19 protein-coding genes are annotated in these 18,683 nt (G+C 74.5%); 10 read left to right on the forward strand and 9 right to left on the reverse strand.

The annotated features are described in order from the left end of the window. Positions 1–188 precede the first annotated feature (188 nt). Positions 189–830 carry a TetR/AcrR family transcriptional regulator gene (locus tag ACIBIW_RS27690; protein ID WP_399339782.1) on the reverse strand — a complete coding sequence of 214 codons (642 nt, stop codon included), beginning with the start codon at positions 828–830 and terminating at the stop codon, positions 189–191. 89 nt (positions 831–919) lie between these two features. Here ACIBIW_RS27690 and ACIBIW_RS27695 point away from each other — a divergent pair, with 89 nt between their 5' ends. The 3 genes from ACIBIW_RS27695 to ACIBIW_RS27705 all read left to right on the forward strand — a co-directional run bounded on the left by ACIBIW_RS27695 (position 920) and on the right by ACIBIW_RS27705 (position 3,274). Then, the gene (locus tag ACIBIW_RS27695) at positions 920–2,089 is read left to right on the forward strand and encodes an acyl-CoA dehydrogenase family protein (protein WP_399339783.1); all 1,170 of its coding nucleotides are present in this window, start codon (positions 920–922) and stop codon (positions 2,087–2,089) included. Between the two features lie 91 nt (positions 2,090–2,180). After that, positions 2,181–2,468: a YiaA/YiaB family inner membrane protein gene (locus ACIBIW_RS27700; RefSeq protein WP_399339784.1), complete on the forward strand. Its 288-nt coding sequence runs from the start codon at positions 2,181–2,183 to the stop codon at positions 2,466–2,468. Positions 2,469–2,629: 161 nt separating this feature from the next. Further along, a complete protein-coding gene (locus ACIBIW_RS27705) occupies positions 2,630–3,274 on the forward strand; it encodes a TetR/AcrR family transcriptional regulator (protein ID WP_399339785.1) in 645 nt (214 codons plus the stop codon). A 31-nt stretch (positions 3,275–3,305) separates the two neighbouring features. Here the strand turns inward: ACIBIW_RS27705 and ACIBIW_RS27710 are convergent, their stop codons facing one another. Further along, positions 3,306–3,779, reverse strand: coding sequence for a MaoC family dehydratase (locus ACIBIW_RS27710; RefSeq protein ID WP_399339786.1), 474 nt, complete (start codon positions 3,777–3,779; stop codon positions 3,306–3,308). Positions 3,780–3,881: 102 nt separating this feature from the next. On the opposite strand from ACIBIW_RS27710, the gene soxR reads away from it, so the two are divergent. Next, positions 3,882–4,379, forward strand: coding sequence for a redox-sensitive transcriptional activator SoxR (gene soxR, locus ACIBIW_RS27715; RefSeq protein ID WP_399339787.1), 498 nt, complete (start codon positions 3,882–3,884; stop codon positions 4,377–4,379). A gap of 96 nt (positions 4,380–4,475) precedes the next feature. Continuing rightward, complete coding sequence (locus tag ACIBIW_RS27720; protein ID WP_399339788.1) at positions 4,476–5,543, forward strand: RNA ligase (ATP); 1,068 nt, start codon at positions 4,476–4,478, stop codon at positions 5,541–5,543. Between the two features lie 152 nt (positions 5,544–5,695). Here the strand turns inward: ACIBIW_RS27720 and ACIBIW_RS27725 are convergent, their stop codons facing one another. Together ACIBIW_RS27725 and ACIBIW_RS27730 are read right to left on the reverse strand one after the other, a co-directional pair. Further along, a complete protein-coding gene (locus ACIBIW_RS27725; RefSeq protein WP_399339789.1) occupies positions 5,696–6,298 on the reverse strand; it encodes a hypothetical protein in 603 nt (200 codons plus the stop codon). A 764-nt stretch (positions 6,299–7,062) separates the two neighbouring features. Beyond that, complete coding sequence (locus ACIBIW_RS27730; RefSeq protein WP_399339790.1) at positions 7,063–7,698, reverse strand: DUF1707 domain-containing protein; 636 nt, start codon at positions 7,696–7,698, stop codon at positions 7,063–7,065. A 243-nt stretch (positions 7,699–7,941) separates the two neighbouring features. On the opposite strand from ACIBIW_RS27730, the gene ACIBIW_RS27735 reads away from it, so the two are divergent. Further along, positions 7,942–9,087, forward strand: coding sequence for a serine hydrolase domain-containing protein (locus ACIBIW_RS27735; protein ID WP_399339791.1), 1,146 nt, complete (start codon positions 7,942–7,944; stop codon positions 9,085–9,087). Between the two features lie 60 nt (positions 9,088–9,147). Here the strand turns inward: ACIBIW_RS27735 and ACIBIW_RS27740 are convergent, their stop codons facing one another. Both ACIBIW_RS27740 and ACIBIW_RS27745 read right to left on the reverse strand, forming a co-directional pair. Continuing rightward, a complete protein-coding gene (locus ACIBIW_RS27740; RefSeq protein WP_399339792.1) occupies positions 9,148–10,425 on the reverse strand; it encodes an exo-beta-N-acetylmuramidase NamZ domain-containing protein in 1,278 nt (425 codons plus the stop codon). A gap of 125 nt (positions 10,426–10,550) precedes the next feature. Further along, positions 10,551–10,967 (reverse strand): DUF3592 domain-containing protein, encoded by a 417-nt coding sequence (locus ACIBIW_RS27745; protein WP_399339793.1) that lies wholly within the window; start codon positions 10,965–10,967, stop codon positions 10,551–10,553. A gap of 258 nt (positions 10,968–11,225) precedes the next feature. On the opposite strand from ACIBIW_RS27745, the gene ACIBIW_RS27750 reads away from it, so the two are divergent. From ACIBIW_RS27750 to ACIBIW_RS27760, 3 genes are all read left to right on the forward strand, one after another. Then, positions 11,226–11,987 (forward strand): SDR family oxidoreductase, encoded by a 762-nt coding sequence (locus tag ACIBIW_RS27750; RefSeq protein ID WP_399339794.1) that lies wholly within the window; start codon positions 11,226–11,228, stop codon positions 11,985–11,987. After that, the gene (locus tag ACIBIW_RS27755; RefSeq protein ID WP_399339795.1) at positions 11,984–13,732 is read left to right on the forward strand and encodes a class I adenylate-forming enzyme family protein; all 1,749 of its coding nucleotides are present in this window, start codon (positions 11,984–11,986) and stop codon (positions 13,730–13,732) included. Before ACIBIW_RS27750 ends, ACIBIW_RS27755 begins: the two co-directional genes overlap by 4 nt. Before the next feature lie 141 nt (positions 13,733–13,873). Further along, positions 13,874–14,434 carry a TetR/AcrR family transcriptional regulator gene (locus ACIBIW_RS27760; RefSeq protein ID WP_399339948.1) on the forward strand — a complete coding sequence of 187 codons (561 nt, stop codon included), beginning with the start codon at positions 13,874–13,876 and terminating at the stop codon, positions 14,432–14,434. Between the two features lie 48 nt (positions 14,435–14,482). On the opposite strand, the gene ACIBIW_RS27765 is transcribed toward ACIBIW_RS27760, so the two are convergent. Then, on the reverse strand, positions 14,483–15,394 hold the full coding sequence (locus tag ACIBIW_RS27765; RefSeq protein ID WP_399339796.1) for an NAD-dependent epimerase/dehydratase family protein: 912 nt from the start codon (positions 15,392–15,394) through the stop codon (positions 14,483–14,485). Then, positions 15,391–15,948: a hypothetical protein gene (locus ACIBIW_RS27770; RefSeq protein ID WP_399339797.1), complete on the reverse strand. Its 558-nt coding sequence runs from the start codon at positions 15,946–15,948 to the stop codon at positions 15,391–15,393. Before ACIBIW_RS27770 ends, ACIBIW_RS27765 begins: the two co-directional genes overlap by 4 nt. A 164-nt stretch (positions 15,949–16,112) precedes the next feature. Between ACIBIW_RS27770 and ACIBIW_RS27775 the strand changes: the two genes are divergently transcribed. Next, entirely contained in the window at positions 16,113–17,447 is a 1,335-nt protein-coding gene (locus ACIBIW_RS27775; RefSeq protein ID WP_399339798.1) for an enolase C-terminal domain-like protein, read from the forward strand. A gap of 60 nt (positions 17,448–17,507) precedes the next feature. Here ACIBIW_RS27775 and ACIBIW_RS27780 read toward each other — a convergent pair whose 3' ends face one another. Beyond that, positions 17,508–18,656, reverse strand: coding sequence for an ROK family transcriptional regulator (locus tag ACIBIW_RS27780; RefSeq protein ID WP_399339950.1), 1,149 nt, complete (start codon positions 18,654–18,656; stop codon positions 17,508–17,510). Positions 18,657–18,683: the final 27 nt, after the last annotated feature.

Here is an 18,683-nt window from a genome sequence, read left to right on the forward strand (position 1 = left end):
GTGCTGACGGGCCACCGCCGCAGCGGGCGCGTGCGGATCTGCGCGTGCAGCGCGTCGCCCGGTGCGCCTGGCGAGGTCGCCGATCGCGTAGCGCGTGTCGCCGTTCATGTCCGCCACCCTGCTGTCTCTCTCTTCCCCCCCGCTGGAGACTCAAGCCCGCGGCACCCGCGGCGCCCCGGCGGCGCAACTCAGCCCGTGCGCTCCAGGAGTGCGTACTGCACCGCGAGCCCGTCGAGCAGGGCGGTGAGGCCGGTGGTGAAGGCGCGGTCGTCCACCGCCCCGCGGCGCTCGGCGAGGAGGTGGGCCTGGCCGAGGTGGGGGTAGTCGGCCGGGTCGTAGGCGGCGGCGTCGTCGACGAAGCCGCGGGCGAACGAGCCGATCGCGGAGCCCATGACGAAGTACCGCATCAGCGCGCCGATCGAGGTCGCCTGCGCGGGCGGCCAGCCCGCCGCCACCATCGCGCCGAAGACCGCGTCGGCCAGCCGCAGGCCCGCGGGGCGGCGTCCCGGGCCCGTGGCGAGCAGCGGCACGAGGTGCGGATGGGCGCTCAGCGCCGCCCGGTAGGACACCGCCCAGTCGTGCAGCGCGGTCCGCCAGTCCCTGCCGTCCTCGAACATCGACAGGTCGACCTGGGCGCTGACCGAGTCCGCAACCGCGTCCAGGATCTCGTCCTTGGTGCGGAAGTGGTTGTAGAGCGAGGGCCCGCTGACGCCCAGCTCCGCGGCGAGCCTGCGGGTGGAGACCGCGGGCAGCCCCTCCGCGTCCACCAGGGCACGGGCCGTCGCGACGATGCGGTCGGTGCTCAGCAGCGGCTTGCGCGGTCTGGCCATGCGGCACATAGTAAGGGCTGTTCACCATAAACTAGCGCTGCTAATAAAACGGGGGGCGGCCGCGCGCACGCGCCAGCGAGAGGACCCGCGTGAACCTGGAACCCAGTGACGAGCAGCGCGCCGCCCAGCGGCTCGCGGAGGACTTCGTGGCCCGGGAGGTCGCCCCGTACGCCGCCGAGTGGGACCGCGCCGAGAGCGTGGACCGCTCGCTCGTGCGCAGGCTCGGCGAGACCGGCTTCCTCGGCCTCACCCTCCCCGAGGAGTACGGCGGCTCCGGCGGCGACCACCTCACGTACTGCATGGTGCTTGAGGAGCTGGGGCGTGGCGACTCCGCGGTGCGCGGCATCGTGTCGGTGACGCTCGGCCTCGTCGCCAAGACGGTGGCGGACCGGGGCGACGAGGAGCAGAAGCGCCGCTGGCTGCCGGGGCTCGCCTCCGGCGAACTGCTGGGCTGCTTCGCCCTCACCGAGCCGGGCACCGGCTCCGACGCCGGGAACCTCACCACGCGCGCCGTGCGCAGGGGCGGGGGCGGCGGGGACGGCGGGGAGTACGTCGTGGACGGCACCAAGACGTTCATCACCAACGGCACCTGGGCCGACGTGATCCTGCTGTTCGCGCGCACCGGCGGGGAGCCGGGGCACCGGGGTGTGACCGCCTTCCTCGTGCCCGCCGACACCCCCGGCATCTCGCGCCGCACCCTGCACGGCAAGCTGGGGCTGCGCGGGCAGGCCACCGCGGAGATCGCCTTCGAGGGGGTGCGGGTGCCCGCGTCCGCGCGGCTCGGCCCCGAGGGCAAGGGGTTCTCCGTCGCCATGGCGGCCCTCGCCAAGGGCCGGATGTCGGTGGCGGCGGGCTGCGTCGGCATCGCGCGGGCCGCGCTCGACGCCGCCGTGCGGTACGCGGGCGAGCGCGAGCAGTTCGGCGGGGTGATCGCCCGCCACCAGCTCGTCCAGGAGCTGCTCACCGACATCGCCGTGGACACCGACGCCGCCCGGCTGCTGACCTGGCGGGTGGCCGACCTCGTCGACCGGGGCCGTCCTTTCGCCACCGAGTCCTCGAAGGCCAAGCTCTTCGCCTCCGAGGCCGCGGTGCGGGCCGCGGGCAACGCCCTCCAGGTCTTCGGGGGCTACGGCTACATCGACGAGTACCCGGTCGCCAAGCTGCTGCGGGACGCGCGGGTGATGACGCTGTACGAGGGCACGAGCCAGATCCAGAAGCTCGTCATCGGCCGCGCCCTGACCGGGGTCTCGGCCTTCTGACCCGCCGTGCGCCCGGCCGTGCGCCGCGGTGAGTAGACGCCTGAGTACCCGTACGGATGTGCGTGGGCGCCCGGGCGCGGACCCTGGGCGCATGAGTGAGACTCAGGTCAAGCAGCACGGCACGGCCGCCTTCTACGGCCAGGCCGTCGCCTCGTTCGCGGTCGCCCTGCTGGCCACCGCCATCGGCATCCTCAAGCTCCAGACCGACGCCTGGGTGCGCGGCTTCCTCGGGATCGCCGTCCTCTACCTCGTCACCTCCGCCTTCACCCTCGCCAAGGTCATCAGGGACCGCCAGGAGGCGGGCGCGCTGACCAGCCGGGTCGACCAGGCCAGGGTCGAGAAGCTGCTCGCCGAGCACGACCCCTTCGAGAAGCTCTGAGACGCACGACCCTTCGAGAAGCTCTGAGGCACCGGCGTCCCGCGCGCCCGTCGAGTCCCGCGCCCGTACCGTGGGGGCGCGGCCTTTCCGCCCGACATTCCCTAAGCGCCCGCTCAGGATTCCGGTATCGTGGGGCGTCGAGCGTACGGAAGGGGCCTGGCATGGGTGCGGCACGTCAGAACGCGGGGGACGGCCCCGGGGCCTGGAGCGAGGTCACCCCGCAGGCCGCGCGGCGGCTGCTGGTCGCCGCCGTGGACGCCTTCGCCGAGCGCGGCTACCACGCGACCACCACCCGGGACATCGCGAGCCGGGCCGGGATGAGCCCCGCCGCGCTCTACATCCACTACAAGACCAAGGAAGAGCTGCTCCACCGCATCAGCAGGATCGGGCACGAGCGCGCCGTCGACATCCTGGAGCGCGCGGAGGCGGGCCCGGGGAACGCGTCCGACCGGCTCGCGGACGCCGTACGGTCCTTCGTCGGCTGGCACGCCGCGCACTACACCACGGCGCGCGTGGTGCAGTTCGAGCTGGACGCGCTCGGCCCCGAGGCCCGCGCGCAGATCGTGGCCCTGCGCCGCCGCACCGACGCCTCCGTGCGGCGGGTCATCGAGGACGGGGTGCGCGACGGCGAGTTCGACGTGCCCGACGTGCCGGGCACCACGCTCGCGGTGCTCTCGCTCTGCGTCGACGTGGCCCGCTGGTTCAACGCCGACGGGCGCCGCAGCCCCGACGAGGTCGGCGCCCTCTATGCGGACCTGGTGCTGCGGATGGTCGGAGCCAAGGCCCCCGCGAAACCGCAGGCGTGACCCGGCGGCGCCGCGGCCGCGCGAGCCGCGGCTACCAGTAGTACCGGGTCACCGACTCCGCCACGCACACCGGCTTCGACGCGCCCTCGCGCTCCACCGTCACCACCAGCGTCACCTGCACCGCCTCGGCGCCCTGCGCCTCCACCTCGGCGGCCTCCTTCAGCACCGCCGTCGCCCGCAGCCGGGAGCCGACCGGCACGGGGGAGGGGAAGCGCACCTTGTTCGTGCCGTAGTTGATCCCCATCCGCGCGCCCTCCACCCCGACGATCTGGGGCACCAGCACGGGCAGCAGGGACAGCGTCAGATAGCCGTGGGCCACCGTGGTGCCGAAGGGCCCGGCGGCGGCGCGCCCGGGGTCCACGTGAATCCACTGGTGGTCCCCGGTGGCCTCGGCGAACAGGTCGACGCGGCGCTGGTCGATCTCCAGCCAGTCGCTGTGCCCGAGCTGCCGGCCCGCGGCCGCGCGCAGCTCGGCCGCCGAGGTGAAGAGGTGGGGCTCTGCCATGGTGCGACGGCCTCCCGGGGGTCTTGTCCAAGCGCTTGCTCAGCATGCTGCCGGTGCGGGCCGATGTCAACGCGGGCCCGGTGCGCGGGTACGGTCGCCGGTATGGCGAAGATTCCGGAGCGGGTGCAGGAACTCACCGTCGGGCAACTCGCCCAGCGCAGCGGCGCCGCGGTCTCCGCGCTGCACTTCTACGAGGCCAAGGGCCTCATCACCAGCCGCCGCACCCCCGGCAACCAGCGCCGCTACACCCGTGACACGCTGCGCAGGGTCGCCTTCGTACGGGCCGCGCAGCGCGTCGGCATCCCGCTTGCCACCATCCGCGACGCCCTCGCCGAGCTGCCGGAGGGCCGCACCCCGACCCGCGCCGACTGGGCCGGGCTCTCCGAGCTGTGGCGCGCGGAGCTGGACGCGCGCATCGGCCAGCTCACCCGGCTGCGCGACCACCTCACCGACTGCATCGGCTGCGGCTGCCTCTCGCTGGACACTTGTGTGCTCTCCAACCCCGACGACGTCTTCGGTGAACGCAGGTCGGGCTCCAGCCTCGGCCCCTCGGGGCCCGCGGCGGCGCAGCCGCGCCGGCACGGGGCGCAGTCGCGCTAGCACGGTCAAAACCCCTGTCTCCACCGCTTTCCCCGGTGTCAGATTGGGGAGAGGCCCGGTCCTCGCCGGGCCAAGGGGAACCACGGGAGTCTCACCATGTCCACGCTGCGCGTCACCGCGGAAGTACTGACCATCCACGAACACCCGGGCGCCGACGCCCTGGAGCTTGCCCAGGTCGGGCTCTACCGCGCGGTGGTGGCCAAGGGCGAGTACCGCACGGGTGACGTGGCCGTCTACATCCCCGAGCAGTCGGTGCTGCCCGACGAGCTGATCGAGGAGCTGGGGCTCACCGGCCGCCTCGCGGGCTCCCGGCACAACCGCGTCAGGGCGGTACGGCTGCGCGGCGAGCTGTCCCAGGGCCTCGTCTGCCGGCCCCGGGCGCTCGACGGGGTCGACCTGCGCCGGGCGGTGGCCGACGGCACCGACTTCGCGGAGCGTCTCGGCATCGTCAAGTGGGTGCCGCCGATCCCCACCACGATGAGCGGCGAGGTGGAGCAGGCGCCCGAGCTGCTGCCCTGGGTGGATATCGAGAACATCCAGCGCTTCCCGGGCATCTTCGAGCCCGGCGAGCCCGTGGTGCTCACCGAGAAGCTGCACGGCACGGCCTGTCTGCTCACCTACGTCGCGGACGGCGGCGCGGTGTCCGTGTCGTCGAAGGGCTTCGGCGCCAAGTCGCTCGCGCTCAGGGAGGACCCGCGCAACCTGTACTGGCGCGCGGTCCGCGGCCACGGCGTCCCCGAGGCCGCGGCCGAGCTGGCCGAACGCCTCGGCGCCCGCAGGGTGGGCGTCTTCGGCGAGGTGTACGGCGCGGGCGTGCAGGACCTCGGCTACGGCGTCGACGCCGGGCGCGGCACCCCGGGCTACGCCGTCTTCGACGTGAGCGCGGAGATCGGCGGACAGGTGGTCTGGCTCGACCCCGCCGACCTGCTCGACGGGCGGCTGCCGCTCGTGCCACGCCTCTACGAGGGCCCGTACGACGCCGGCCTCGTGCTGGCGGCGGCCTCGGGACGGGAGACGGTGTCGGGCAACGAGGCGCACCTGCGCGAGGGCGTGGTGATCCGCCCCGTGAAGGAGCGCTACAGCCCGGTGACGGGCGGGCGGGCGATAGCCAAGGCGGTCAGCCCGGCCTACCTGACCCGCAAGGGAGGCACCGAATTCGAGTAGAACGGGCTACGAGTAGAACGGGCTGCCAGGAGAACGGAATACGGAGAGGGCCGAGTGGAGCCGGGCGGAGCCCGGTGGGGCCGTGGGGGACGGGCGCCTCCCCTTGCGCCGCTGCTGGTGCGGCGGGGGCGCGGGGCGCGTTCGTCCCCGGGTCAGGCCGACACCAGCCGGTCGGTCCTGCGGGCCTCGGCGACCGCCCGCGAGGTGAGCACGGGCCGGGGGACCACGATGCCGCAGGCGGAGCAGACCGGCCCTGACGACGGCTCGTGCGCCAGACCGTGCCGCCACACGAGGCGGTCCGTGCCGCAGACCGGGCAGCAGGAGCCGGGCTCGCGCTCAAGTCCCGCTATCAGCCGCCGCAGCACATCGGCGAGCGGTCCGTCGGGGTGGACCTGGGGGTCGTCGCACCAGGCCACTCCGAAGCCGCCCCAGGTCAGCCGGTGCCAGTCGTCGATACTGCCGGGCCGACGCAGCCCGTCGTGCTTCTCGCGCCTGCGGCGCTCCGCGAACTGCGCCTCGTAGGTGAGCCAGACCGCGCGCGCCTCCTCCAGCTCGTCGAGCGCCGCGACCAGGCGCATCGGATCGGGGGAGCGGTCCTCGGGGCCGAGCCCCGCGCGGGTGCACAGATGGTCCCAGGTGGCGCGGTGGCCATAGGGAGCGAATCTCTCCAGGCACTTGCGGAGTGAGTACCGCCGTAGCGCCAGGTCGCACTGCGGATCACGCACCTGTCTCGCGAGACTCCGGAAACCGGCCATCGCCCTGCACCTCCGTCACACCTGAGCCAACCCACGGCGCCGTATAGAACGGACGTCGTCGAATAGACGTATCGGAGTCCGATTCGGCTCCCTCCGCTCCGCGCTCCGTTCACCTCGTGTCCGAAACGGATGCCGCGCCCGGCGCGCCGTGCCCGGCGGGGGACCGACCGGCGAGGGTGCCAGGGCCCCGGAGTGTCCGCCGTGGGCGGAGCCGGTGCCCTCGGTACCCTCCGGTCCACCGCACAGGGCGGACCGCCGCCGGAAGGACCGGAATGCGACATCTTTCACCGCAGTCGGCCACGACTCCAGGGTGCGCCCGTCAGCTCCGCGAAGCGACCGGATCATGGTTGGTCCCCGTACTCACGTTCGGTCTGCTGGTCGTCGCGGGCCACGCGCCGGGCCTCGTACCGGGGCCCGGGCCCGCGTTCTCCTCCGGTTACCCAGGCCCCAGGGGCGGCACACCCGCCCGTCAAGGCGTCCGTCATGCGAACGATTCCCGTCCCGCAGGGCGGGACATCAAGGGACGCCAGGGCCCCCACGGGACCCTCGGCGGCCGGGGCGGCCGGGGCGGCCGGGGCGGCCGGGGCGGCCGGGGCGGCGGGGGCGGCGGGGGCTCACGGGGCGGGACGAACCACCACCACGAGGGCGCCTACGGCTGGTGAGCGGGGGGGGGAGAGAGAGCGGGTGCGGGTTCGCCGCGCGCCCCCGGTGTGCTTCCGCACCACCCCGCGACGGCCGGGCGGCGACCGAAGACCCGCGGGGGCTCAGAGCGCGCTCTCGCCCCGCGCCCACTGCCCCAGCGTCCGCCGCGGATACCTGATCACCACGTCGCCGCGGACCCGGCCCGTGACGGTCACCCGCAGCTCGACGGGCGCGTCGGTGGTGGTCCCCGCGACGCGGTTCTTGATCTCGCCCATGTGCCCGACGACCAGGTCCCCTGTCGCGACCACGATGCCCGGCCTGACCACCAGCACCAGGTCACCGCCGACGCCCACGTCGACGTCCATGTCGAGCGCGTCGTGCTCGATCGCCGCCTCGGTGAAGTCGAGCTTGACGTCGCCGCCCTTCATCCGGATGTCGAGGCGGCGCGGCACGACCCAGGGGCCGGAGCGCTGCACGGTGCCGAAGCGCTGGTTGATCTCCACCACGGCCGGGGAGCCGGCGGCCCGTACGACGGGCAGCGGGGTGACCGGCAGATCGCGGGTCAGCCGCGCCAACTCGCCCATGGTGGTGGCGCGCAGCGCGGCCTCCACCCGCTCGCTCAGCTCCTCCGTGGTCAGCCGGCCGTCCCCCGCGGCGTCGCGCAGGACCTCCACGACCTGGTCCCGATCGGCGTGCGAGGCCCTCAGGTCCGCCGGGTCCACCGCCTCGCCCCGGGCGCCTTCCGTCTCATCTGTCACCCGTCCAGGTTGATCTTCCGCCACGCGAATCGCAAGGCTTCCGCCCCGGGGCGCGGACACCGCGGCGGCCGGTGCGCGAGCCGCGGCGGCGGCAGGGCCGGGGGCCACCCGGACCCCGCTCGCCCCACCCGCCGCCGGGGGCTTCCCCCATGGCCGCCCCGCGGGCCCCGCCCGTAGCTTTCGGGAACGACGGCGCGGCCACGACGGCAGCGCCGGGCACGTTCCGTTTTTAGGGGGAGTCACATGCATGCCTGCGCACGGCTGACGGGTGCCGCGCTGGCCCTCGCGCTCGGTCTCGGCCTCACACCGTCCGTCCTCGCCGCGCCGCGGGCCGACGCCGCCGCGGGCGGGGACGCCGCGGTGCAGCGGGTGCTCGACCGGCTGACCGGCGAGGACGGGGCGCCGGGCGCGCTCGCCCGGGTCGACACCCGGCACGGCTCGACCGTGCTCACCAGCGGCGTCGGGAACCTGGCCACGGGGGAGCCGATGCGCCCCGACAGCACCTTCCGCATCGGCAGCATGACGAAGATGTACGTGGCCACGGTCGTCCTGCAACTCGTGGGCGACGGCCGCGTGGCGCTGGACGCGCCGGTGGAGCGCTACCTGCCGGGCGTGGTGCGCGGCCACGGCAACGACGGCCGCACCATCACCGTGCGCGACCTGCTCCAGCACACCAGCAGGCTGCCCGACTACCTCACGTACCTCACGCCGCAGGACATCCTCGCCGACCGGTACGCCCACCACGACCTCGCCGGTCTGCTCGCGATCGCGCTGGCGCACGAGCCGGTGGAGGTCGACACCCCGAGCGGGTTCACCTACTCCAACACCAATTACGCGGTGCTCTCCCTGCTCGTCGAGAAGGTCACAGGGCGCTCCTACGGCACCGAGATCGGGCGGCGCGTGCTGAAGCCGCTGGGGCTCGGCGCCACGTCCGTGCCCGGGGACACGGCCACGCTCCCGGGACCGCACCCGCGCGGCTATGTGCGCACCGCGCCGGGCGCCGGTCCTTCGGACGCCACGGAACTCAACCCCACCGTGGCCGCGGGGTCGGGCGACATGGTCTCCGACGGCCGGGACATGGCACGGTTCCTCGACGCCCTGCTGGGCGGACGGCTGCTGCGCCCCGCGCAACTCGCCGAGATGAAGGACGGGATGGACACCGGGGACCCGGGCGGCGGCGCCTACGGCCTCGGGCTGGAACACTGGCCGCTGCCGTGCGGTGGCGGCTTCTGGGGGCACGAGGGCGGCATCCTGGGCTTCCAGACGATGAGCGGTGCCACCGAGGACGGCCGCAGGGTCACGGTCATGGCCAACCTCCTCCCCGGCGAGTCCGACGCCCAGGACACCGACGTGCGGGCGGCGGTGACGACCGCGCTGTGCTCCTCCTGACCCGCACCCGCACCCGCACCCACCGCGCCGCCCCGCGGGCCGCGCCCCGCACATCCCGCCTCAGTACAGCAGGTAGTGCCTCCGCACCCGCCTGAACCTGGCCAGTTCGGCGCTCCACGCCCCCACGACCTCGTCCGTGCCGGCGCCCGCGTCAATCATCGTGCGCACCCGGTCGCTGCCGGTGAGCTTGTCGATCCAGTTGTCCGGGCGCCAGGCGAAGCCGCTCCACACCCGCTTCGCCGTCACCAGCAGCCCGATGCCGGTGCGCACCGGGTCGAACGCGGCGCGGTCGTGCACGTGGATCTGCACGCCGCCCACGGTGGTCCCGGCGAACTTGTCGAAGGTGGGCGCGAAGTACGCCTCCCGCAACAGCACACCGGGCAGCCCGAGTTCGTTCGCCGCCTCCGCCCAGGCGCGGTCCACGCCGTCGGCGCCGAGGAGTTCGAAGGGGCGGGTGGTGCCGCGGCCCTCGGAGACGTTGGTGCCCTCGAAGAGGCAGGTGCCCGAGTAGACGAGCGCGGTGTCCACGGTGGGCATGTTGGGGCTCGGCGGCACCCAGGGCAGCCCCGCGGACTCGTAGAAGTCCGAGCGCCGCCAGCCCGTCATCCGCACCGTCCCGAGGCGCACGGGGCGCTTCAGGAACTCCCCGTTGAACAGCAGCGCCAACTCCGCCACCGTCATCCCGTGCGCCTGCGCGATCGGCTTGCGCCCCACGAACGTGGCGAACTCCTCATGCAGCACGGGCCCGTACGCCGCACGCCCGGTGACCGGGTTGGGCCGGTCGAGGACGAGGAACCGCTTGCCCGCGAGCGCCGCCGCCTCCATGCAGTCGTACAGCGTCCAGATGTACGTGTAGAAGCGGGCCCCGGCGTCCTGGATGTCGAAGACGACCGTGTCCACCCCGGACTTGGTGAACACGTCGGCCAGCTTCTGCCCGCTGAGCTGGTACGTGTCGTACACCGGGAGCCCGGTCGCCGGGTCCTTGCCGCCGCCCTCGGAGCCGCCCGCCTGCGAGGTGCCGCGAAAGCCGTGCTCGGGGCCGAACACCGCGACCAGGTCGGCGCGTTCGTCGGCGTGCAGCACGTCGACGATGTGCCGCACGTCCCGGGTGATCCCCGTGGGGTTGGTGACGATGCCGAAGCGCTGCCCGTCGAGCGCCGCGTAGCCGTCCGCGGCCAGCCGCTCGAACCCGGTGCGCAGCGCGCCGCCCCCGCCCGGGCGGCCGTGGCCGCCGCCCGCCGCGGCCGGGGCGGCGCCCACCGCCGTCGCCCCGGCGCCCGCGCCCGCCGCCGCGAGCAGGCTGCGTCGCGACAGGCCCGACAGTCTCGACAGGTTCATGCGCCGACCTCCAGTTCCGTCGTCGCCCACGCCCCGGCCCACTGCCCTGACATGAGCATGGCCCGAACGTTACTGAAGGGGACGGCGCTTGTGGGACACCCGGGACGGCGCGGTGCGGTGGGGCCTCAGGTGAGCGTCGCCTTGAGGATGGCGGCGGCGACGGCGAGGAGCAGTACGCCGAGGGCGCAGAAGACCCACTCCGTGCCCCCGGAGTAGCCCTCGATCACCATCCGGGACGGCCGTGCGCGGTCGTAGCGCACGACGACGTCGGCGCCGGGGCGGAAGCGCCGGCCGACCCAGCTCTTGCCGATCGTGGCCCTGGCCTCCGTCTCCCGGCCGTCGGCGGTGACGAAGCGGACCACGGGGTGGTAACGGACCCCTCCTTTCTGCCCCATGCTCGTCGCCAGGTCGACCACCCGCGCGTACGCAAGGCCGCCGTCCCTGCGCAGGGCGCGGGTGCGCCGCACCAGCGTGACCCCCACCGACAGGAACACCACGCCGAGCGCCAGCGGGATGAGCCCGTAAGCCCATGAGGAGCCCATGCAGAACCACGTTCCTTCCCGGCGCCGCCTGCCGCCGCGCGTCCACGCGGCGGCCCTCCCCGGCTCTCACGCGCCCGGCGGCCCGCGCGGTTGCGCCCCGCGCCCCCACCAGGCGCGGCCTGGGGCGCGCCCGCCCCTTCCCCGGCAAATGACCGACTGCTTAGTCTGTGGAGGCGGGGTGTGCGGCCCTGCGACCATGGCGGGGCCGCGGCCGAGGGCCGCGGCTTCCCGGCGCGTCCCAGGACGAGGAGACCGAGGATGGATCTGAACGGGGCCCGGGTCGTGGTCACCGGCGCCGCGAGCGGCATCGGCGCCGCCCTCGCCCACGGCTTCGCCGCGCGCGGCGCCCGGGTGGTGGTCAACGACCTGGACGAGGACGGCGCCAGGCGCACCGCCGCCGCCTGCGGGGGCACCGCGGTCCCCGGCGACGCCTCCGCCGCGGTGCCCGACGCCCTCGACGCGCTCGGCGGCACCGCCGACGTCTACTGCGCCAACGCGGGCGTCGCGGGGGGCGGCACCGAGGACGCGGACGAGGCGGTGTGGGAGCAGGCGTGGGACGTCAACGTAATGGCCCACGTCCGCGCCGCGCGCGCCCTGCTCCCGGGCTGGCTGGAGCGCGGCCGGGGCCGCTTCGTCTCCACCGTCTCGGCCGCGGGACTGCTCACCATGGTCGGCGCCGCCCCCTACAGCGTCACCAAGCACGGCGCGCTCGCCTTCGCCGAATGGCTCGCCGTCACCTACGGCCACCGCGGCGTCCGGGCGCACGCGGTGTGCCCCCAGGGTGTGCGCACCGCGATGCTCGACGCCGCGGGCAGCGCGGGCGATCTGGTGCTCGCGCCCACCGCGATCGAGCCCGGGGCCGTCGCGGAGGCGGTCTTCGAGGGCATCGCAGAGGAGCGCTTCCTGATCCTGCCGCACCCCGAGGTCGCCGCCTACTACCGGGCGCGCGCCGAGGACACGGAACAGTGGCTCGGCGGTATGAACCGCATCCAGCGGAAGTGGGAGGAGAACGCCCGATGAGCAGCCAGCGCCAGGACGCCGGCGCCGCCCGGCGCGAGCAGCACCACGTCCCGGAGGGCTCCCCGTACGCGGCGAGGCCCTGGCTCGGGCTGCTCAACGACGCCCAGCGGCGCCCGGTCGAGCCCCCGGACACCCTGGTCCACGCCTTCCGCGCGCACGCGGCCGCCGCCCCGGAGCGCACCGCCGTCGCCTACTTCGACGGGCGTCTGGGCTACGCGGAGGCCGACGCGCTCAGCGACTCCGTCGCGGGTCACCTCGCCGCCCGCGGACTCGTCCCGGGCGACCGGGTCGCGGTGGTGCTCCAGAACAGCCCGCACTTCGTCCTCGCCCTGCTCGGGGCCTGGAAGGCGGGGGCCGTGGTGGTCCCGGTGAACCCCATGTACAAGTCGGCCGAGACCGCCCACGTCCTCACCGACGCCGGGGTCACCGCCCTGGTCTGCTCCGACCGCGCCTACGACGACTTCCTGCGCGAGACCGCGCGCGGGACGCCCGTACGGATCGTGCTGACCGCTTGCGAACTCGACCTCCAGACCAGGAACGACCCCCGCGTCCTCGGCTTCGACCGCCGCCCGGCCGCCCCGGGCGCCGACGACCTGATCGCCGTTGCCCGCGCGGGCAACGCCGCGCCCGCCGGCACCGTCCCAGGCCCCGGTGACACCGCGCTGATCAGCTACACCTCGGGCACCAGCGGCCGCCCCAAGGGCGCCACCAACACCCATCGCAACATCATGTACAACGCCGAGCGGCAGCGCACCGGGCACACGCTGCCCGAGGGCTCCGGCTACTTCGCGCTCGCCCCGCTCTTCCACATCACCGGCATGGTCTGCGAGCTGTGCGCCTGCTTCACCGCGGGCGGCACCCTCGTGCTCGCCTACCGCTTCGAGCCCGAAGTCGTCCTCGACGCCTTCGCCGAGCACCGGCCCGCCTACACCGTGGGGCCCGCCACCGCCTTCATGGCGCTCGCCGCCAGGCCAGGGGCCACCCGGGAGCACTTCGCCTCGTTCCGCGTCATCTCCTCGGGCGGGGCGCCGGTGCCGCCCGCGCTGGTGGAGAAGTTCCGCACCGCCCTCGGCCCCTACCTCCACAACGGCTACGGGCTCACCGAGTGCAGCGCGGCCTGCGCCTCCGTGCCGCTGGGCCGCGAGGCGCCCGTCGACCCGGTCTCCGGCACCCTCGCCGTCGGTGTCCCCGGGCCCGACACGGTGGTGCGGATACTCGACGAGGCGGGCCGCGAGGTGCCGCTCGGCGAGCCGGGCGAGATCGTGGTCAGCGGCCCCCAGGTGGCGTCCGGCTACTGGGGCAGGCCCGAGGAGAGCGCGGCGGCGCTGCCCGGCGGCGAGCTGCGCACCGGCGACATCGGCTTCATGGACGCGGACGGCTGGCTCTACGTGGTCGACCGCAAGAAGGACATGATCAACGCCTCCGGCTTCAAGGTCTGGCCCCGGGAGGTCGAGGACGTCCTCTACACCCACCCCGCGGTGCGCGAGGCCGCCGTCGTCGGCGTCCCCGACGGCTACCGCGGCGAGACCGTCAAGGCGTACGTCAGCCTGCGCGAGGGCGCCACGGCCGACCCCGGGGAGCTGGCCGGCTACTGCGAGGAGAGACTGGCCGCCTACAAGTATCCGAGGCTGGTGGAGATCCTGCCCGAGCTGCCGAAGACGACCAGTGGCAAGATCCTGCGACGGGAGCTGCGTGCCGCGGGCTCCCGCCCGCCCGGCGCCCCGTCGGCGCCCGCGCGGGACTGACGGCGGGTACCCGGCGAAAGGCAGGTGGCGGCAGTGGCCAGGACGACGGAGCAGACGCAGAAGACGCAGCAGACAGAGCAGACGCAGCAGACGGAGAAGAACGACGGGCGCGGCGAGCGGGGCGGTGCCGGGGGGCAACCGGTGCCGAGGCGGCTGCTCGCCGCCGCCACCCGGCTCTTCGCCGAGCGCGGCTACGACCGCACCTCGGTGCAGGAGATCGTGGAGGCCGCGGGGGTCACCAAGGGCGCCCTCTACCACTACTTCGGCTCCAAGGAGGACCTCCTCCAGGAGATCTACGCCCGGCTGCTCAGGCTCCAGCAGGAACGTCTCGACAGCTTCGCCGACGCCGACGCGCCGGTCGGGGAGCGGCTGCGGGACGCGGCGGCCGACGTGGTCGTCACCACCATCGAGAACCTGGACGACGCGGCGATCTTCTTCCGCTCCCTCCAGCACCTCGGCCCCGAGCAGTACAAGCAGGTGCGCTCCGAGCGGCGCCGCTACCACGAGCGGTTCCGCGCACTGGTCGAGGAGGGCCAGCGCAGCGGGGTGTTCAGCACCGAGACCCCCGCCGATCTCGTCGTCGACTACCACTTCGGCTCCGTACACCACCTCGCGCTCTGGTACCGGGCCGAAGGACCGCTCACCCCCCGCGAGGTCGCCGACCACCTCGCCGGGCTGCTGATGCGCGCCCTGCGCCCCTGAACCGCGCACCGCCCCCTGAGCGCCCCTGTCCGGCTCCCGCCGGGCCGGTCAGAGCGGCTCCGCCTCGCCCCGCCACCCCCGGCGCGGTGTGAAGCCCAGCAGCTCCCGGCACCGGGTGGTGTCGAACAGCGAGGCGTGCCCGTCGAGCGGGGCGCGCAGCTCCGCGGTGGGGTGGTGCGCGGCGAGCAGGTCCCTGGTGGGGACCGTGGTGGCGGAGTCCGGCGCCGCCACGTTGACCACGTGGTGCCCCTCGACGTCCGCGGTGAGCGCGGCGAGCACGGACCCTGCCGCGTCCTCGGTGTGCAGCCAGCCCCACAGCTCCCTGCGGTTGGCGGCGGGGTCGGCGCACACGTCGGCGAGCCGCTTGCGCAGCCGCTCGCCCGCGCCGACGAAGGGGAAGCGCAGCAGCACGGTGACCGTGCCCCAGCGCCGGGTGGCGTACGCGGCCACGCCCTCCGCCGCCACCTTGGTCAGCCCGTAGGCGTCCACGGTCAGGTCGGGGTGCTCCTCGTCGACCGGGACGTACCGCGGCGACAGGTCGCGCCCCGCCCAGGCGATGCCCACCGCGGCCGCGCTCGACGCGGCCACCACCCGGGGCACGCCCCGCGCGCCCGCCTCGTGGAAGACCGCGTAGGTGCTGGTCACATTGGTGCGCACGGTCTCCTGATCGCTGACGATGCCGGGCGCGGGGACGGCCGCCAGGTGCACCACGCCCCGCGGGCCGCCGGGGCCCGCGGCGGCCGCCCGGTCGAAGGCGGCGGCCACCACGGCGGGGTCCGTGAGGTCGCCGACGACGAAGTCCGCGCACCCGTCGTCCCCGGGCCCGCGCCGCCGGTCGGCGCCCACCACCGTGAGCCCCGCGGCGGCCAGCACCGCCACCGTCGTACGTCCGATGCCGCCCGCGGCGCCGGTCACCAGGACCGTGCCGCCGTCCGCCGCCGCGCCGGGGTTCTGGCTCATCCCTTGACCGCTCCCATCAGACCGTTGACGAAGTACCGCTGTGTGCACAGGAACAGCACGACCACCGGCACCACCATGATCAGTGCCGCGGCCATCAGCGAGTTGTACTGCACGACGTTCTCCGACTGCATGTTCTGGAGGGCGATCGGCAGCGTGTATGTGTGCGGGTCGTTCAGCGAGATCCTGGTCAACTGGTACTCGTTCCAGGCCGGGATGGCGGTCAGCAGCGCGATGGTGATCAGCGCGGGCCTGGCAAGGCCGGAAAGCTCCTGGAGGAGCCCCGCGCCGCCGAAGGAGAGGTCGTCGCCCGCCGAGTGCACCTCCAGCACGTCGGGCAGGTCGTTGGTGCGCGCGGCGGCCTGCACCTTGGTGAGGAAGACGTTGTCCGGCGTGACCGCCTGGACGTCGACCCGGGTCCCGGTCTCCTCGGTGAACTCCGCGGCGGCCTCCCGCAGCGCCTTCACAGGGGACGCGAGCGCGGCGGCCGAGGCGGCCCAGGGGAGCGCGGCGAACCCTTTGCGCCGCCGGGGCGCCCGTTTCACCAGCGACTTCACCTGCGACCAGCCCCCTCGTGGCACGCGATTGTTCCCGCCGCGGCGGTACCGGTATCTAAATCAAGTTGATGTACGATGTCAATGGCCGTCACAGCGGGACCCGTTGACGCGAGAGCGACCGGCCCCGGCCGCACGCCAGGCACCCACCCAGAGCGAGGACGCCCATGACGCCGAGCGACCATGCAAGCGACCGACAGGACCGGCAGGACCGGGCGGCGCCCGCCGCCGCGCGGCAGCCGCCCGAGGTGCTGGCCGCGGCCCCCTGGTCCACACCGCGCGGGGCCCGGGTCACCGCCGTGCGCACCTTCCTGTGCGCGCCCCAGGGCTGCCCGTACGTCATCGTCCGGGTGGAGACCGACCAGCAGGGCCTGACCGGGCTCGGCTGCGCCAGCGACCCGCAGCGCACCCTCGCCGTCCGCTCCGTGGTCGACGACTACCTCGGCCCGATGCTCGTCGGCCGCGACCCCGCCGACATCGAGGACATCCACCGCCTGCTGCTCAACAGCGGCTACTGGCGCGGCGGCTCCATCGCCCACAACGCGCTCGCCGGTATCGACGTCGCCCTGTGGGACATCAAGGGCAAGACCGCCGGGCTGCCGGTGTACCAGCTACTCGGCGGCCGTGCCAGGGTGGCCGCCGACGCCTACACCCACGTCAGCGGCCGGGAGGCGGGCGAGATCGCCGAGCAGGTGCTCGCCGCCGCCGCGCGCGGCTACCGCCACGTCCGCGTCCAGGTCGCCGTGCCCGGCACCGACACCTACGGCACCGCGCCCCGCGACGCCGCCGAGGCCGCGGTCCGCCGGGCGCGCTCCGGCCGCTGGGACCCGCTCGGCTATCTGCGCCATGTGCCCCCGGTGCTCAGGGAGATACGCGAGCGGGTGGGGCCCGGTGTCGAGCTGCTGCACGACGCGCACGAGCGGCTGACCCCCTCCCAGGCCAGGGAGCTGGTGAGGCAGGTCGAGGACGCGCGTCTGTTCTTCCTTGAGGACGCCCTCGCGCCCGAGGACGCCTCGCACTTCGGGCGGCTGCGGGAGGCGGGCTCGGTGCCGCTCGCCGTCGGCGAGCTGTACGACGACGTCCAGCAGTACATGCCGCTGCTCGAAGCCAGGGCGATCGACTTCGCCCGCATCCGCGTCCCCACTCTCGGCGGCCTCACCCCCACCAGGAAACTCGTCGCCGCCTGCGAGCTGTTCGGCGCCCGCACCGCGCCCCACGGGCCCGGCGACGTCAGCCCCGTCGGCATGGCCGCCAACCTGGCCCTCGACATCAGCTCGCCCGCCTTCGGCGTCCAGGAGGCCGCCGCCTTCAAGGAGGCCACCCTTGAGGTCTTCCCCGGCGCCCCGGTGCCGCGCGGCGGCGCGCTGTACCCCTCGGAGGCGCCCGGCCTCGGCGTGGAGTTCGACGAGCGGGCCGCCGCCGCTCACCCGGTGCCCGCGCCCCTCGAACACGACCGCTGGGCCCTGCTGCGCGCCGCCGACGGCAGCGCCATGCGGCCCTGACCCCGCCGAGGCACCGTACGGGGCCCGTAGCGCACACCGCGGCGCGGGCCCCCGCGCCGTTCACGCGAGCAGCAGCGAACCCGGCCGCGCCGAGAGCGTGTTGTCCAGCACCAGGCAGGCCGCGCCGACCGCCGCCACGTTCTCCCCGATCGCCGTCGACGTCACCAGCGTCGGGTGGATGCGCCGCACGAACGGCGAGCGGGTCACCATGGGCTCGATCACCGCCAGCAGCCGGTCGGCGAGCAGCGGCCACACCGGGCCGCCGAACACGATGGTGTCGCTGTCCAGCAGCGTCGCCGCCGCGCACACCCCGCGCCCGATCCGCATCGCCCAGCGGTCGATGATGCCCCCGGCGTCCGGATCGCCCGCCGCCGCGAGACCGGCGAGCCGCTCCAGGCCGCGCTCCGCGTCCTGCGGCCCCGCGGGCGTGCGCTCCGGCCCGAGGACGCCCAGTTCGATGGCCTCCTCGACCAGCGCCCTGGTGGTGCACGCCGCCCCGAGGCCGCCGACCTCGCCGACGTTGCCCGACGAGCCGCGCAGCACCGTGTCGTCCACCACGAGTCCCATGCCGGAGCCGGTGCCGAGGTAGAAGAAGAGGGAGTTGCGGCTCTCCGTCGCCGCGCCCGCCCAGCGCTCCGCGACGATGGCCGCGATCACGTCCTTGTCCAGCAGTACCGGGTACCCGGTCGCCGCCGCGAGACGGTCCCGCAGCGGCACGCTGCCCCAACTCGGCAGCTCGGGCGGGTCGATGACGAGCCCCGCGTCCAGGTCCACGGGCCCGGGCGCCGCGACGCCCACCCCGAGCACCCGCGCCCGCTCCACCCCGGCCCGCTCCACCAGCGAGGTCACCGCCGCCGCCATGTCCGCCGTCACCAGCTCGGTGTCGACGCCGCGCGGCGTGGTCCCGCTGTGCTGCGCGACCACCGTGCCCAGCAGGTCGAGCAGCACATACGTGATCACGGCAGGATCGAGGTGCACTCCCACCGCGTAGCGGGCCCCCGGCGCCACCTGGAGCAGGGTCCTCGGCTTGCCGCTCCCGGTGCTCTGCTTGCCGGACTCACGGGCGAGCCCCTGGTCGAGCAGCCGGCGGCAGATGTTGGACACGGTCTGCGCCGACAGGCCCGTGGACGTGGCGAGTTCCACCCGGCTCAGCCCCTCGGGGTGCCGCCGGATCGCGTCCAGTACGACGGACTCGTTGTAGTCGCCCATCCGCGGCAGATTGGTCCCGCGTCTGAT

It is taken from the genome of Streptomyces sp. NPDC050560 (assembly GCF_044457285.1).
GTDB lineage: Bacteria > Actinomycetota > Actinomycetes > Streptomycetales > Streptomycetaceae > Streptomyces.